This is a genomic window from Cupriavidus sp. BIC8F (genome assembly GCF_032465815.1).
Lineage (GTDB): Bacteria > Pseudomonadota > Gammaproteobacteria > Burkholderiales > Burkholderiaceae > Cupriavidus > Cupriavidus necator.
In genome coordinates this window covers 2,900,636-2,916,440 of sequence record NZ_CP136094.1, presented here as the reverse complement: position 1 = coordinate 2,916,440, position 15,805 = coordinate 2,900,636, and the positions used below count along the sequence as shown (strand labels likewise).

Annotated in this window: 11 protein-coding genes and 3 tRNA genes; 4 read left to right on the top strand and 10 right to left on the bottom strand. The window is 66.5% G+C overall.

Translation table 11 applies throughout. The features are described from left to right. Position 1 precedes the first annotated feature (1 nt). The 8 genes from RS901_RS13590 to mnmC all read right to left on the bottom strand — a co-directional run bounded on the left by RS901_RS13590 (position 2) and on the right by mnmC (position 11,105). Positions 2-1,936, bottom strand: a complete 1,935-nt coding sequence (locus RS901_RS13590; protein ID WP_316149278.1) for a SurA N-terminal domain-containing protein — start codon at positions 1,934-1,936, stop codon at positions 2-4. A gap of 289 nt (positions 1,937-2,225) precedes the next feature. Further along, positions 2,226-2,302, bottom strand: a tRNA-Asp gene (locus RS901_RS13585). Positions 2,303-2,350: 48 nt separating this feature from the next. After that, positions 2,351-2,426, bottom strand: a tRNA-Val gene (locus RS901_RS13580). A 192-nt stretch (positions 2,427-2,618) separates the two neighbouring features. After that, positions 2,619-5,030: an endopeptidase La gene (lon, locus tag RS901_RS13575; RefSeq protein WP_316153498.1), complete on the bottom strand. Its 2,412-nt coding sequence runs from the start codon at positions 5,028-5,030 to the stop codon at positions 2,619-2,621. 255 nt (positions 5,031-5,285) lie between these two features. Then, positions 5,286-6,563, bottom strand: coding sequence for an ATP-dependent Clp protease ATP-binding subunit ClpX (clpX, locus tag RS901_RS13570; RefSeq protein WP_013956501.1), 1,278 nt, complete (start codon positions 6,561-6,563; stop codon positions 5,286-5,288). Between the two features lie 230 nt (positions 6,564-6,793). Beyond that, positions 6,794-7,444, bottom strand: coding sequence for an ATP-dependent Clp endopeptidase proteolytic subunit ClpP (clpP, locus tag RS901_RS13565; protein ID WP_011615108.1), 651 nt, complete (start codon positions 7,442-7,444; stop codon positions 6,794-6,796). 102 nt (positions 7,445-7,546) lie between these two features. Beyond that, positions 7,547-8,902: a trigger factor gene (gene tig, locus RS901_RS13560; RefSeq protein ID WP_316149276.1), complete on the bottom strand. Its 1,356-nt coding sequence runs from the start codon at positions 8,900-8,902 to the stop codon at positions 7,547-7,549. Positions 8,903-9,131: 229 nt separating this feature from the next. Then, entirely contained in the window at positions 9,132-11,105 is a 1,974-nt protein-coding gene (mnmC, locus tag RS901_RS13555; RefSeq protein ID WP_316149275.1) for a bifunctional tRNA (5-methylaminomethyl-2-thiouridine)(34)-methyltransferase MnmD/FAD-dependent 5-carboxymethylaminomethyl-2-thiouridine(34) oxidoreductase MnmC, read from the bottom strand. A 155-nt stretch (positions 11,106-11,260) separates the two neighbouring features. Here mnmC and RS901_RS13550 point away from each other — a divergent pair, with 155 nt between their 5' ends. Further along, positions 11,261-12,118 carry a 23S rRNA (adenine(2030)-N(6))-methyltransferase RlmJ gene (locus RS901_RS13550; RefSeq protein WP_316149274.1) on the top strand — a complete coding sequence of 286 codons (858 nt, stop codon included), beginning with the start codon at positions 11,261-11,263 and terminating at the stop codon, positions 12,116-12,118. Here RS901_RS13550 and RS901_RS13545 read toward each other — a convergent pair. Beyond that, entirely contained in the window at positions 12,093-12,467 is a 375-nt protein-coding gene (locus RS901_RS13545) for a VanZ family protein (protein ID WP_013956497.1), read from the bottom strand. The genes RS901_RS13550 and RS901_RS13545 overlap by 26 nt on opposite strands. 274 nt (positions 12,468-12,741) lie before the next feature. Between RS901_RS13545 and RS901_RS13540 the strand changes: the two genes are divergently transcribed. The 3 genes from RS901_RS13540 (at position 12,742) to RS901_RS13530 (ending at position 14,396) form a co-directional block, all read left to right on the top strand. Next, a tRNA-Leu gene (locus tag RS901_RS13540) sits at positions 12,742-12,828 on the top strand. Positions 12,829-13,056: 228 nt separating this feature from the next. Beyond that, complete coding sequence (locus RS901_RS13535) at positions 13,057-13,857, top strand: IclR family transcriptional regulator (RefSeq protein WP_316149273.1); 801 nt, start codon at positions 13,057-13,059, stop codon at positions 13,855-13,857. Between the two features lie 191 nt (positions 13,858-14,048). Further along, the gene (locus tag RS901_RS13530; RefSeq protein ID WP_013956495.1) at positions 14,049-14,396 is read left to right on the top strand and encodes a hypothetical protein; all 348 of its coding nucleotides are present in this window, start codon (positions 14,049-14,051) and stop codon (positions 14,394-14,396) included. Between the two features lie 21 nt (positions 14,397-14,417). On the opposite strand, the gene RS901_RS13525 is transcribed toward RS901_RS13530, so the two are convergent. Then, positions 14,418-15,665: a Zn-dependent hydrolase gene (locus RS901_RS13525; protein ID WP_316149271.1), complete on the bottom strand. Its 1,248-nt coding sequence runs from the start codon at positions 15,663-15,665 to the stop codon at positions 14,418-14,420. Positions 15,666-15,805: the final 140 nt, after the last annotated feature.

Sequence of the window (15,805 nt, the reverse complement as noted above, 5' to 3'; positions counted from 1 at the left end):
CTTACTCGGCGCCTTGCGGCTGCGTGGCACCCACCGGCGTCAGCATCTTGACCTTGGAGCGGGCCTTCAGGCTTTCATAGAAGGCCTGCAGGTCAGTCTGGCCGGCCAGCTGCGACAGCTGCTGCGCTTCCGCCTGGCGCTGGGCCGGATTGCCTTGCGCCGGCTGGCTCACCTTGGTGATGCGATAGACCGCATAGCCTTCGGCTCCCAGGTCGACGCCGACCACCGCCGGCAGCTTGGCCGCATCGGCACGCATCACGGCTTCCACGGCCTGCGGCGCAATGCCCTCTGCCTTCGCGCGCGACACGGTCTGCACCGCGCCAAAGCCGTCGGCGCTGTCTGCCTTCTTCAGCGCAGCAAGCCGGGCCTCACCGTCCTTGCGCGCCAGTTCGGCCGCCTGCTGGGCGATATAGCCCTCGCGCACCTTGGCTTCGACTTCCTCGAACTTTCGTACAGCCGCCGGGCGGTACTCGACGATGCGCGCGGCCACCAGCGTGTTCGGGGCCACCTGGACGGCCTCTGTGTTGCGCTTGTTCTTGATCGCGTCGTCGCTGAACAGCGCCTTGAGCAGCTTGTCGTTGTTGAGCGGGCTCTGCGCGCCCAGCGCCGGGTTCGGCTGGCGCGTGACGTTGTCGGCGGTCTGGATGGTCAGCTTGAACTTGTCGACGGCGGCCTTGAGGCTGTCTGCCTGCTCATAGACCGTATTGCCGAAGGCATCGGCCTGCTCTGCAAACTTCTTGTCGGCGAACTGCTTGCGCAGCTCCGCTTCCAGTTCCGTGCGCACGGCTTCCAGCGGCTTGGTCTCGGCGGGCTTGATGCCGGTCAGCTTGATGATGTGATAGCCGTAGTCGGTTTCCACCACGTCGCTGACCTGGCCATCCTTGAGTGCGTACATGGCGTCCTCGAACGGCTTGACCAGCGCGCCGCGGCCCATGAAGCCCAGGTCGCCGCCCTTCCCGGCCGAGCCCGGGTCCTGCGAGTTCTTGCGCGCCACGTCGGCGAAGGTGTCAGGGTGCTTGCGCAGGTCCTCCAGCAGCTTGGTGGCCTTGTCCTTCGCGGCCTGGCGCTGGGCGGCCGGCGCATCCTTCGGCGCGCTGATCAGGATATGGCTGGCGCGGCGCTGCTCGTCGATGCGAAAGCGCGCGATATTGCTGTCGTAGTAGGACTTCAGCTCTTCGGGCGTGACCGCCTGCGTCGCGGCCAGGGCCTCGCCCGACAGCAACAGGTACTCGACCTTGGCTTGCTCCGGCACCGAGAAGGCCTGCTGGTGGCTGTCATAGTAGGCCTTCAGCGCGGCCGCATCGGGCTGCACCTTGGCGGTGTAGCCGGCCGGCCTGAACAGCAGCGCCTGCACGTCGCGCTGCTGGTCGCGCACCGCGATCAGGCGATCGAGCAGCGACTTGGGCACGAAGGCCGTCGCGGCGACCGATGCGCCCAGCTGCTGCGTGGCCAGCTCGAAGCGCATGCGGGCATCGAACTGCTCGGGCGTCATGCCCTGCGACTGCAGCAGCTGCAGGTAGGCCTTGTCGTCGACCTTGCCGTCCTTGGTGCGCGGCAGTTGCGCGATCGCCGGCAGGTTGCTGATTTCCTCGAGCAGCTTGGCGTCGGACACGGTCAGGTGCTCACGCGCCACGGTACTGGCCATCACGCGTTGCAGGATCAGCTGGTCCAGCACGGCCTTGCGTGCGTCCGGGCCTTCGAACTGGCGCGGGTCATAGCTGGCGCCCAGGATCTGGCGCGCGCGTTCGCTCTGGTCGCGCACGACGTTGTCGATTTCCTGCACGCTGATGGCGCGGCCGTCGACCTTGGCGGCATCGTGCGAGCTGTCCATGAAGCGCGAATAGCTTTCCACGCCGAAGAACACGAACGACGGGAAAACAAGCACCAGCAGCAGCAAGAGCATCAGGCGCCGGTTGTTGCGTACGAAATCAAGCATGCGGATTCGGGTAGTGGATTGGCACGAAAGACAAACTCCACGATTCTATCAGGAGCCGCTGGGCACGCACCCTTTGTGGAGGGTGGGAAACATAGGGGAGCAAATGAAAACGCCCGCTAATGCGGGCGTTTCCTTAAAACTGGCGGAGTGGACGGGACTCGCACACGTCCCGCGGGCCGCTGCTGCGCTTGCAAGCGCAGCCCTTCGACTCCCGCCGGAAGCCGCGCAGGCGGCTTCCTCCACTCCGCAAAAATGAAAAACGCCCGCTACGCGGGCGTTTCCTTAAAACTGGCGGAGTGGACGGGACTCGAACCCGCGACCCCCGGCGTGACAGGCCGGTATTCTAACCGACTGAACTACCACTCCTGTGTCGGCGCTTGCTGCCGGCGATGCACATGCCCTTGCGATGGAGAGTGGTGGGTGCTGAGGGGCTCGAACCCCCGACCTACGCCTTGTAAGGGCGCCGCTCTACCAACTGAGCTAAGCACCCGCTCGACCATCACAGGCTGGCTGCCTGCAACTTGCTGATCGCTCCGCACCTCGCGGCAGTTGCCGTGGTTTGCGTTGCGAGGGCGCAAGTGTAATACAGGTGATTTCAGTTTGCCAAGACCCGCGCGCGCAAAAAAAAACGCCGCCGGGCATCGCTGCCCCGCGGCGTTTCATTCATGCGGCAAAAGCTGTGTCAGTGATGCAGACGCTCAACCTTGGCCGTGCCCTTGTCCGCCACTTCGGCGGGCTTGGCATCCTCTTCCGGCAACGGCTCGGGCTTGCGCTCGAGCGCCAGTTCCAGCACCTTGTCGATCCAGCGCACCGGCACGATCTCGATGGCGTTCTTGACGTTGTCGGGGATCTCGGCCAGGTCCTTGACGTTATCCTCGGGGATCAGCACCAGCTTGATGCCGCCCCGGTGGGCCGCCAGCAGCTTCTCCTTCAGGCCGCCGATCGGGAGCACCTCGCCGCGCAGCGTGATCTCGCCGGTCATGGCCACATCCGCACGCACCGGAATGCCTGTCAGCACCGACACCAGCGCGGTGGTCATCGCACCGCCTGCCGACGGGCCGTCCTTGGGCGTGGCGCCTTCGGGCACGTGGATGTGGATGTCGCGCTTCTCGAACATCTCATCCGTGATGCCCAGGCGTCGTGCCCGCGAACGCACCACCGAACGCGCGGCTTCCACCGACTCCTTCATCACATCGCCCAGCGAACCGGTGCGCGTGATGTTGCCCTTGCCCGGCATGATCGCGGCCTCGATGGTCAGCAGGTCGCCGCCCACCTCGGTCCACGCCAGCCCGGTCACCTGGCCCACCTGGTTTTCCTTGCCGGCCAGGCCGAAGTCGTACTTGCGCACGCCGAGGAATTTGTCCAGGTTCTCGGAATCGACCTTGATCGTGCCCGCCTCCTTCTTCAGCAGCAGCAGCTTGACCACCTTGCGGGCGATCTTGGACACCTCGCGCTCCAGCGAACGCACACCCGCTTCACGCGTGTAGTAGCGGATGATGTCCCGGATCGCACTTTCGGCAACCTCGATCTCGCCTGCCTTCAGACCATTGTTCTTGATCTGCTTGGGCAGCAGGTAGCGCTGCGCGATATTGACCTTCTCATCCTCGGTGTAACCCGACAGGCGGATCACTTCCATGCGGTCGAGCAGCGGCGGCGGGATGTTCAGCGAGTTCGACGTCGCCACGAACATCACGTCGGACAGGTCGAAGTCGACTTCGATGTAGTGGTCCTGGAACGTGTGGTTCTGTTCCGGGTCCAGCACCTCGAGCAGCGCTGACGACGGATCGCCGCGGAAGTCCGCGCCCATCTTGTCGATCTCGTCGAGCAGGAAGAGCGGATTGCGCACCCCGACCTTGGACAGGCTCTGCAGGATCTTGCCTGGCATCGAGCCGATGTAGGTACGGCGGTGGCCGCGGATCTCGGCCTCGTCGCGCACGCCACCCAGCGCCATGCGCACGAACTTGCGGTTCGTCGCGCGCGCCACCGACTGGCCGAGCGAGGTCTTGCCCACGCCGGGGGGGCCGACCAGGCACAGGATCGGCGCCTTCAGCTTGTCCACGCGCTGCTGCACTGCGAGGTATTCCAGGATACGTTCCTTGACCTTCTCAAGACCGTAGTGGTCCTCTTCCAGCACGCGCTCGGCATTGGCCAGGTCATTGTTGACCTTACTCTTCTTGCGCCACGGCAAGTTCACCAGCGTGTCGATGTAGTTGCGCACGACGGTGGCCTCGGCCGACATCGGCGACATCAGCTTGAGCTTCTTGAACTCGGCGTCGGCCTTCTTCTTGGCTTCCTTCGGCATGCGCGCAGCCTTGATGCGCTTGTCGAGCTCTTCCAGGTCGGCGCCTTCTTCGCCTTCGCCCAGTTCCTTCTGGATGGCCTTGACCTGCTCGTTCAGGTAGTACTCGCGCTGGCTCTTCTCCATCTGGCGCTTGACGCGGCCACGGATGCGCTTTTCGACCTGGAGGATGTCGATCTCGCCCTCGAGCTGCGACAGCAGGCTTTCCAGGCGTTCGGTCACGTTGACCATCTCCAGGATCTTCTGCTTCTGCTCGAGCTTGATCGGCAGGTGCGCGGCGATGGTGTCCGCCAGGCGGCCTGCCTCGTCGATGCCCGACAGCGAGGTCAGGATCTCGGGCGGGATCTTCTTGTTGAGCTTCACGTACTGGTCGAACTGCGACACGATCGCGCGGCGCAGGGCCTCGGTCTCGGCGCTTTCGCCAGGGGCGGGCGGCACGGGCACGGCTTCGCACATGAAGTGCGATTCGTCCTCGCTCACCTCGCGGATATTCGCGCGCTGGGTACCCTCGACCAGCACCTTCACGGTACCGTCGGGCAGTTTCAGCATTTGCAGGATATTGGCGATGCAGCCGACCTCATACAGGTCGTCGGCGGTCGGCTCGTCCTTGGCCGCCGTCTTCTGGGCCACGAGCATGATGCTCTTGCCCGCCTCCATCGCAGTCTCAAGCGCCTTGATGGACTTCGGGCGTCCCACGAACAGCGGGATCACCATGTGCGGAAACACCACCACGTCGCGCAGCGGCAACAGTGGGAGGCGAATCGGCTCGGCCGGGAGGAGTTGTGTTCCGGACATCATTTTCCCCAAGTCAGTCATTTAAGGCGTAAATTGGGCCGCCCGAATCGATTACAAGATACGTGCCAATCGATTCATCAAGGCAGGCAGATGCCGCTCCCTGCACTTGCTGGCCCCTCTGAAACAGCATACCCGCGTTTCCTCCCTCTCGTCGGTAGAAATAAACAAAAAAAGCCGCTCGCTTCTACGCGAACGGCCTTTCCGCCCAGCTGCCAGTGTGTTCCCTATCACTTACCACGCCTGGCAGCCCTCGCGTCAGTTGGACCCTGCCACCTTGGGCTGCTGCTCCTCGTACATCAGCAGCGGGGGTGCATCGCCGTTGATCGTATTTTCATCGATCACCACCTTTTGCACGCCCTTGTAGTTGGGCAGGTCGTACATGACATCCATCAGCGACTGCTCCAGGATCGAACGCAGGCCGCGGGCCCCGGTCTTGCGGCGGATCGCCTTGCGGGCGATGGCGCTCAGCGCACCCGGGCGGATTTCCAGCTCGACACCTTCCATTGCCAGCAGCTTCTGGTATTGCTTGACCAGCGCGTTCTTGGGCTCGACCAGGATCTGCATCAGCGCGGCCTCGTCCAGCTTGGACAGCGTGGCGACCACCGGCAGGCGGCCGATCAGCTCGGGGATCAGGCCGAACTTGATCAGGTCTTCCGGCTCGGTCTGCGGCAGCACTTCGCTGGCGTCGCGCTCATCCTTGCTCTTGACCTGCGCGGCAAAGCCGATGCCGGTCTTGTCCGAGCGCTGCATAATGACCTTCTCCAGGCCATCGAAGGCGCCGCCGCAGATGAACAGGATGTTGGTCGTGTCCACCTGCAGGAAGTCCTGGTTCGGATGCTTGCGGCCACCCTGCGGCGGCACCGATGCCATGGTGCCTTCGACCAGCTTGAGCAGTGCCTGCTGCACGCCCTCGCCCGACACGTCACGGGTGATCGACGGGTTGTCGGACTTGCGCGAGATCTTGTCGATCTCATCGATGTAGACGATGCCGCGCTGCGCCTTCTCGACTTCGTAGTTGCAGTTCTGCAGCAGCTTCTGGATGATGTTCTCGACGTCCTCGCCCACGTAGCCGGCTTCGGTCAGCGTGGTCGCGTCGGCGATCACGAACGGCACGTTGAGCAGGCGCGCCAGCGTCTGCGCGAGCAGCGTCTTGCCCGAGCCGGTCGGCCCGATCAGCAGGATGTTGCTCTTGGACAGCTCAACATCGTCCTTCTTGCCGAGGTGCTTCAGGCGCTTGTAGTGGTTGTAGACCGCCACGGCCAGGATCTTCTTGGCCTGTTCCTGGCCAATCACATACTGGTCCAGGCTTTCGCGGATCTCGTGGGGCGTGGGGAGGTCCGAGCGCGCGGCCGCAGCGGCGTCTTTCTCGGATGCCGTGGCCTCGTCGCGAATGATCTCATTGCACAGGTCGATGCATTCGTCGCAAATGAACACCGACGGGCCGGCAATCAGCTTCTTGACCTCATGCTGGCTCTTGCCGCAGAAGGAGCAGTACAGAAGCTTTTCGCTGGATGAACCTTTTTTGTCCGCCATAGGAATCAGTCACTTTTGCTGTGCGCACACCGCGGGGCGAAAGGCTCCCCGGAGATACGCTTCAACGCATCATACGCCAAAACAATTGGCACCACCGGCGGTTCCCCCCGGCTGTGGGGCAAAAGCAAAAAACGAGGCACGGGGCCTCGTTCCGGTGTAGCCTTCGCCATTTGAGCCCTTGCCAGCCTGGCCGGCCGCCGCTGCCGATTGCGCCACGGCGGCCCGCTGCATCAGCCGCGGCGGGCGAGGACCTTGTCGATCAGGCCGTAGTCGACCGCCTGGTCGCCGCTCATGAAGTTGTCGCGATCGGTGTCGCGCGCAATCTTCTCGACCGGCTGGCCCGTCACCTCGGACAGGATGGTGTTGAGCCGCTCGCGCAGGTACAGGATCTCGCGCGCCTGGATCTCGATGTCCGAGGCCTGGCCGCGCGCGCCGCCCAGCGGCTGGTGGATCATGATGCGCGAGTTGGGCAGCGCCGAACGCTTGCCCTTGGCGCCAGCCGCCAGCAGGAACGCGCCCATGCTCGCCGCCATGCCCATGCACAGCGTGGACACGTCCGGCTTGATGAACTGCATGGTGTCGTAGATCGCCAGCCCCGCCGATACGGAACCGCCCGGCGAGTTGATGTACAGCGACACGTCCTTGTCGGGGTTCTCGCTCTCGAGGAACAGCAGCTGGGCCACCACCAGGTTGGCGGTCTGGTCATTGACCTCGCCCACCATGAACACCACGCGCTCCTTCAGGAGGCGCGAGTAGATGTCATAGGCGCGCTCGCCCCGGCCGGACTGCTCGACGACCATCGGCACCAGCCCCAGGCCCTGGGTTTCCAGTGCCGAAGCCTGCGTGGTGGCGAGACGGTCAAGCAAATCATTGCGGGTCATGCATGTTCTCCATGGATTCGTCGGATCGCAAGGCCATCCGGGGTAACTCGGGACGTTGCCCCGCCCCACGCCGTGGCGCGGGGCTGCGGGTCACTTCCGGCCTCAGGCTTGCTGCTGGTTGCCTTCGGCGGTGAGTTCCTCGAAGGACACCTTCTTGTCAGTGACCTTGGCCTTGTCGCACACGAAATTTACCACGTTGTTTTCGAGCACGTAGGCTTCCATTTCAGCCAGGCGCTGCTGGTCTCCGTAGTACCAGCGCATGACTTCCTTCGGGTCTTCGTAGCTCTTGGCGAAGTCCTCGATCTCGGCCTTGATCTGGTCAGCCTTGGCTTCCAGGCCGTTGGCCTTGACGATCTCGGCCAGGATCAGGCCCAGCTTGACCCGGCGCTCGGCCTGCTGCGCGAACATCTCGGCCGGGATCGGCATGTCCTTGGCATTGGGCATGCCACGCTGCTCCAGGTCGCGGCGGGCCATTTCCACCAGGCGCTCCTGGTCCTGCTCGATCAGGGCCTTGGGCACGTCCAGCTCGCTGGCCTTCAGCAGCGCTTCCATGACCTGGTCCTTCAGCATGGAATGCGTGCGGCGCTTCACTTCGCGCTCGAGGTTCTCGCGGATGTCGGCGCGCATCTTGTCGACGCTGCCGTCGGCGATGCCCAGCGACTTGGCGAAGGCATCATTGACTTCCGGCAGGTGCGCCCACTCGATCTTCTTCAGCGTCACGGTGAACTCGGCGGTCTTGCCGGCCACTTCCTTGCCGTGGTAGTCGGCCGGGAAGGCCAGCGGGAAGGCTTTGCTTTCGCCGACCTTCAGGCCCAGCGCGGCCTGCTCGAACTCGGGCAGCATGCGGCCTTCACCCAGCACGAACGGGAAGTCCTCGGCCTTGCCGCCGGCGAACTCTTCACCGTCGATCTTGCCGACGAAGTCCAGCGTCACGCGGTCGCCGTTCTGGGCGGTGACGTCGGCACCGCCGTCGCCATGCTCGCCGGCTTCGCCGCGGGCGTGGTAGTGCACGCGCTGCTTGCGCAGGATGTCGATGGTCTTGTCGACTTCGGCATCGGTGATTTCAGTGCCGGTGCGGGTGACTTCGGCAGCCGACAGGTCGCCGATGGTCACTTCCGGGTACACCTCGAAGGTGGCGTCGAAGGCGACTTCGTCATCGCCCACGCCTTCGTTCTTGATCTCGAACTTGGGCTGGCCGGCAACCTTGACGTCCTGTTCCTTGGTGATGTCGAAGAACTTGCGTGCGGCCTTGTCGAAGCGCACTTCGAACTCGACCTGCTGGCCGTACTGCTTCTCGACCATCTTCATCGGCACCTTGCCCGGACGGAAGCCCGACATCTTCACGGTCTTCGACAGGCGAACCAGGCGCTCCTGCTTTTCCTTCTCCACTTCGGCCTTGGGGATGGCCAGGGTCACCTTGCGGTCCAGCTTGCCGAGGTTCTCAATCACGTTCGACATGGTCGTAGATCCAATCCAGAAAATGTAGTTGTGTTCGTAGGTGCTACCGCTTACGCATGTACCGCCCGCTTTACCGCCACGGCGCCGTCACGACAGGACGGCCGGGGCGGCGCACCGGCGAACGGGAAGCTCCGCGCAAACGGAAAACGGGGATTATCGCACGGTTTTCATTCGCTTCCGGCAGATTTTGCCCGGAACGGGCCCGGAACCGCCCGCCGGACCCGCGGTGCTATCCCGCCTGCCCATGGCGCAGCGCGCGCAGCAGCAGGCGTGCCGGATCCATCGCATCGGCCAGGTCCGACTCCAGCGGCAGCGGCTCGCCCTCGATCTGGCTGGCCAGCAGTTCCGCGCCCAGCGCTGCCCAAGTGAGGCCGCGCGACCCATATGCAAGGGCTGCGTAGAGCCCGGGCATGCGCGGGAGGTCACGCAAGTGCGCGCCGCGCAGCGATGCGGCCTGCGCCAGCGCGGCGGCCTCGTCAGGCACCTGGCCGACCAGCGGCAGCCGGTTGTGCGTGACCGTGCGCACGCCGACATAGCCGGAGAGCGTTGCGGGATCGATGGCGGCCACGGCATCGGCCTGCCGCGGCAGCATACCGGACAGGCGCGCCAGGTTGGCCGCGTGGACCGCCGGCTGCTCCACCAGCGGGCCCTCGTCGGCGTCGTAGCTGGAGCCGACCCGGCCCGCGCCGTCTGCGGCTCGCGGCAGCAGGTAGCCGGCACCGGTCACCACGCAATCCGGCCAGCCGCCTAGCGCGTCCACCTGTGCCGGCCCCAGCGTAGTCAGTTGCCCGCGCACGCGCCGCATGGTCCAGTGCTGCCGCGGCAGCAGTTGCTGCGCCTCATGTGCGTTGGCCAGTACCAGCACCGGCGCCGATGCCAGCACCTCACCGTCCTGCCCAACCGCCTGCCATTGCCCGTCAACGCGCGCGATTGCAGCAACCCGGCAGCCGAAACGTGCCGTCACCGCAGCGCCCGCTCGTGCCAGCTGCGCCGCGCAGATGTCCGGCGGCGCCACCCAGCCGCCTTGCGGGAACCACAGGCCACCACGCGGCACGCCGGCATGGTGGGCCGCTGCCGCCTCTTCAGCGCTCATCCAGCGCACGAATCCTTCCGGCAAGCCCAGCGCCGCCAGCGCGGCGCGCTGGGCCTCGCCCTCGGCTTCGTCTTCGCCGATCTGCAGCACACCGCAGCCATGCCAGCCGACCGCATGGCCGGCCTCGGCCAGCGCCGCCCAGGCGCGCAGCGCGTACTGGTTGCCGGCGCGCGACAGCCGCGACAGCAGGCTGTCGTCGGCGGACACGTGCGCGTGCATGGCCGCCGCGCGATGCGCCGAGGTCTGCCGCGCCGGCCCGTCGTGGCCATCGAACAGCGTCACGCGCCAGCCGCGCGCGGCCAGCCGCTCGGTCACGGCACAGCCGGCCAGGCCGGCGCCGATCACGATGGCATGGCGCTCGGTCCATTGCGCCGCCAGTGGCGGCGCGTGGCGGCGCGCTTTCCATTGCGGGCGGAAGCGTGCGACGGTCATGTGCCACTTGCCGCCAAAGCCGGGCAATTTGCTGACTTCGAAACCGACGTCCTTGAGCCCGCGCCGCACAAAGCCCGCGGCCGCCCACGTGGCCAGCCTGGCGCCTGGCCGGGCCAGCCGCGCCAGTCCGCGGAACACCTGCGGCGACCACATTTCCGCATTGCGCGCCGGCGCGAAACCGTCCAGGTAGAAGGCATCCACGCCAGCCGCCAGCCGCGGCAGCATCTGTTCGACATCGCCCAGCGCCAGCGTCAGCACCACGCGCCCGCCGTCGAAGGCCAGGCGGTGCAGCCCCGGCAGCGCCAGCGGCCATTGCGCCTGCAGCGCCTGCGCCAGCGGCTGCAGCCCGTCCAGCCCGGCGTGCAACTGCGCCAACCCTTCGCGGGTGAACGGGTGCTTTTCGATCGAGACGAAATGCAGCGTGGCGCAGCGCTGGGGATCGTCGCGCCACGCCTGCCAGGTCGCCAGGAAATTCAGCCCCAGGCCGAAACCGGTCTCGACGATGACGAACTGGCGCTGGCCGGCCCACGCCTGCGGCAGGCCGTTGCCGCCCAGGAAGACATGGGCGGCCTGCGCCAGCCCGCCTTCGGTGCTGTGGTAGACGTCGTCGTAGCGGGGCGAATACGGGATGCCTTCGGCAGACAGGATCGGCTCGGCGGGCTCTAGTGCGCGCGGCATGGGACAGGAAACTCGGCGGAAGCGAAATGCCCGGGCGGATTCGCCGGGGCGTGGCAGCGGGGTTGGCAATTCGCGCCGGATGGTAGCATAGCGGCCTTCCTGCAGACCGCACCGCCCTGCCCCTTGATTTGCGCCGCCCAGGCGCCCCGCTCCACATGCTCAGCTACCGTCACGCCTTCCACGCCGGCAACCATGCCGATGTCCTCAAACACGCCGTCGTGGTGCAACTGCTTGAGCACCTGGCGCAGAAGGACAAGGCGTTCTGGTATATCGACACCCATGCCGGCGCCGGCCTCTATGCGCTGGACCACGCCTACGCGCAGAAGAAGGCCGAGTTCGAAACCGGGATCGCGCCGCTGTGGCGCGCCGCCGCCAGCGGCACCCAGCTGCCGGCGATGCTGGACGAATACCTGGACCAGGTGCGCGCGCTCAACCCGGACGGCAACCTGCGCCACTACCCCGGCTCACCCTGGCTGGCCTGGCAGATGCTGCGCGAGCACGACCGGCTGCGGCTGTTCGAGCTGCACAGCACCGAGATCCAGGTGCTGCGCGACAACTTCCGCGGCGCCGGGCGCCGCGTCATGCTGTACGACGGCGACGGCTTCGGCGGCATCAAGGCCATCCTGCCCCCGCCGCCGCGCCGCGCACTGGTGCTGGTCGACCCCTCCTACGAGGACAAGCAAGACTACGCCCGCACCGTGCAGACCATCCGCGACGGGCTGGAGCGCTTTGCCACCGGCGTCTATGCGGTCTGGTACCCGCAGGTGCAGCGGCGTGAATCGGTGCAGCTGCCGGTGCAGCTCAAGGGTCTGCCGCTCAAGAGCTGGCTGCACGTGACCCTGACCGTCAGGCATCCGGTCGAGGGCGGCCTGGGCCTGCACGGCAGCGGCATGTTCATCGTCAACCCGCCATGGCGGCTGAAGGAATCGCTGCAGCAGGCCATGCCGGTGCTGACCGGCCTGCTTGGCCAGGACGACGGCGCAAGGTTCACGCTCGAAGCCGAGGAGAGCTGAGGCGGCGCACCAGCCAGTCCAGCGCCATGCCCGCGGCCAGGCCGACGCTGTCGGCCAGCAGGTCGAGCCAGTCGGCCTCGCGGTAGCCGGTCTGACCCTGCAGCAATTCGATCAGCCCGCCGTACGCCACCAGCCCCAGCAAGACGGCCCAGCCACGGCCGGTGTAGGCGCGCCGGCCCAGCACGCCCAGCACCGCGAACGCCAGCATATGGTTGGACTTGTCCCAGCCGGTGGTCGGCAGGGGCTGCGTCGGCGGCATCAGCGAAAGCGCCAGCACCGCGGCCGCGCAGCCCCAGAACAGCAGGCGCCAGCGCAGCGGGGTCAGGGTCGGGAAGGCAATCATCGGCATGTGTGCGGCATCTGGAAAGCCGACAATATATCCCTGCCGGCTGCCGCCGCCACCGCTGCGCCCGGCAGGGCTGGATTCCCCCCGCGCCTTGCGCTACAATCCGCAGCCTCGTTGCACCGCAGGCGCGAGCCATGCCGACACCACGGTTCGGCGGCCAGTGCCGGCAGCAGCGGACAGATGAAAGGCGGGCAGTTCCAGCCGCCTTTTTTGCTTTCCTGTCCGGCGCAAGCCAGCGAGCATCGCGGCGGCCCGCCCGGGCAACGCCGCAAGGACCGCGAGGGTGGCGAAATTGGTAGACGCACCAGGTTTAGGTCCTGACGCCAGCAATGGTGTAGGGGTTCGAGTCCCCTCCCTCGCACCACCCGCCCCTCAAGTGGCGGACTGACAACTTCCGTTTTCAAATCCCCTTCGGCCCGCTTCTCCCGGCAGGCACTTCCACGCCGCGGCACTTTCCAGCCTGCGCCAGCGACGCTATCATTTCGTCATCGTATCGATAATCGATACATTCGTATATTGGTGCAATACTCATTCATCGTGGTGCAGCCATCCCGCGGATGGTGCCGCCCGGCCTCTCGCCCGCGACGCAACTATGCCGTCAAAATCCGTCCCGCCACCCGCGCCCGACCGCGACAATCCGCTGTTCAACCAGTCGCTGGAAAAAGGCCTCGAAGTCTTGCGTGCCTTCAACGGCGTGCACCGCACGCTGACCCTGTCGGAGCTGGCCGCTCTGACCGGCATGAACAAGAGCTCGGCGCAGCGCACCATCCATACGCTGGAAGCGCTGGGCTATGTCGACAAGCACCCGCAGACGCGCCGCTTCCGGCTGACGCCGCGGGTGATGGAGATCGGCTACAACTACCTGGCGGCCGACGCGCTGATCCCGGTGGCCAGCCCCTACCTGTCGCAGCTGGCCGCAGCCAGCGGCGAGACCGCCAACCTGACCGAGCCGGTCGGGCTGGACATGGTCTACGTGGCCCAGCTGATGACCGCCAAACACATGCCGGTGCTGACGCCGGTGGGCATGCGCATCCCGATGTACTGCACCAGCTCCGGCCGGGCCTACCTCAGCACGCTGCCCGACGAACAGGTCCTGGCGATGCTGGAGCAATCGGCACGCGTGGCGCGCACGCCCGCGACGCTGACTGGTGTGGATGCGATCTTCGAGCGCGTGGCGGCGTGCCGCCGGCTGGGCTACGCCAGCAATGAAGAGGAACTGTTCATCGGCGACATGGGCCTGGCCGCGCCCATCGTCAACAGCCAGGGCGTGGCGGTCGGCGCGGTGCACGTGTCGCCGCCGGCCAGCCGCTGGAACATGGCCGAGGCGCAGAAAAAGCTGGCGCCGCTGGTGATGGAATGCGCGCGGGCGATCTCGCGCTCAATCGCCCACTAGGACCCCGTTTCAGAATGAAAAAGGGAACGCGTTCAAGCCAGGCGCGGCGAACGCCGGCCAGCTTGCGCAGGGGTGGTAGAACACCTGAGTGCCAGTGCCTTTCGCGGACCCTTGCCGCGATCTATGCTGAAGGTGTCGGGGCGGCACCGCGCCGTTCCGGCATCGTTATCTCAGCCCTGATCGGAGGGCATATGAAATTCCCCGCCTTGCTGTTGGCAGCGTCGATGACCGCTGGCTGGTCATCGTTTGCACAGGCCGCCGGATGCCAGTACGACATGCAGTGCAAAGGAGAGCGGATCTGCCAGCAAGGGCAGTGCGTCTTTCCTGACGCGGAAGAAACCGCGGAAGCCGGTGGGCCGGCGCCGCTGTCGGCGACCAAGCGCACGCCGGCCCCACCACCACCCCGTGGGTGCTGCACCGTGGCAGGCAAGCTGAAGCTGTCACCGGCCGCGGCCGCGGATACCAGCCTGGCGAGCGGCGATGCGTGCCAGGGGCTGACCGCCTCGGGCAAGCCGGTTCCCGGCACGATCTGCAACTAGCCCCGGATCTGGCGCAGGCGCCTAGCGCGCGTGCGCCAGCATGGCCTGCAGCAGCACGTTGGCGCCCGCCTCGATGTGCTCGGGCAGCGCGTCTTCCAGCTCGTTATGGCTGATGCCGTCCTTGCACGGCACGAAGATCATGCCGGTGGGCGCGCGCCGCGCGACGTAGACCGCGTCGTGGCCGGCGCCGCTGACCACGTCCATATGCGGCAGGCCCAGCGCCGAGGCCGCGCGCCGCACGCTGTCCACGCATTCGGGCGCGAACACGCACGGCTCGAACTTCACCACCTGGCGGATTTCAGCCTCCACGCCGGCGGCCAGGGCAATGCCTTCGAACGCCGCCTGCATGGCCGCGTGCATGCGGTCCAGGCCAGCCTGCGACAGGTTGCGGAAGTCGACCGAGAAATCGACCCGGCCCGGAATCACGTTGCGCGAGTTCGGCGTGACCTGCAGGTAGCCGACCGTGCCGCGCCCGTGCGGCGCCTCGTCACGCGCGATCTGGTTGACCGCCTCGACCATACGCGCGGCCGCCAGCATCGCGTCGTGGCGCAGCGCCAGCGGCGTCGGGCCGGCGTGCGCGTCCATCCCGGTCACGGTCACGTCGTACCACTGCTGGCCCAGCGCGCCCGAGACCACGCCGATCGGCAGGCCGGCCGCCTCCAGCACCGGCCCCTGCTCGATATGCGCCTCGAAGTAGGCCGCGAACATGCCGCCCGGCACCGCGCCCGCCGGCTGCGCGCCGCGGTAGCCGATGGCCGCCAGCGCGTCGCCCACGCTGACGCCATCCACATCGGTCTGCGCGCGCGCAAAGGCCGCGTCGAACTCTCCGGCGAACACGCCCGAGCCCATCATCACCGGCGTGAAGCGCGTGCCCTCCTCGTTGGTCCAGAACGCAACCTCCAGCGGCGCGCGCGTGACGATGCCCAGGTCGTCGAGCGTGCGCATGACCTCCAGGCCGGCCAGCACGCCGAAGTTGCCGTCGAACTTGCCGCCCGAGGGCTGGGTGTCGATATGGCTGCCGGTGGCCACGGCGCGCGCGTCGGGGTCGCTGCCGGCGCGGCGCGCGAAGACGTTGCCGATCTCGTCGACGCGCACGTCGAGCCCGGCCTCGCGGCACCACTGCACCACCAGGTCGCGCCCCTTGCGGTCGGCTTCGGTCAGCGCGATGCGGCACACGCCGCCCCTGGGCGTGGAGCCGATCGCGGCGAGGTCCATCAGCGATTGCCACAGGCGGGCGCCATTGATGCGGGGAAGGTGTAGCTGGTCCATGTCTGCTTGCGGGTGGGGTGGAGGAAGAGGAAACGGCAGCAGGTTCAGCAAGAAGCAGACCACCGTCGCCCGCACTTCGACCCGGGTTCCCTGCCCTGCCACCGTGGCACATGACTTGCTTTGCAGACATCCGTCCCCTC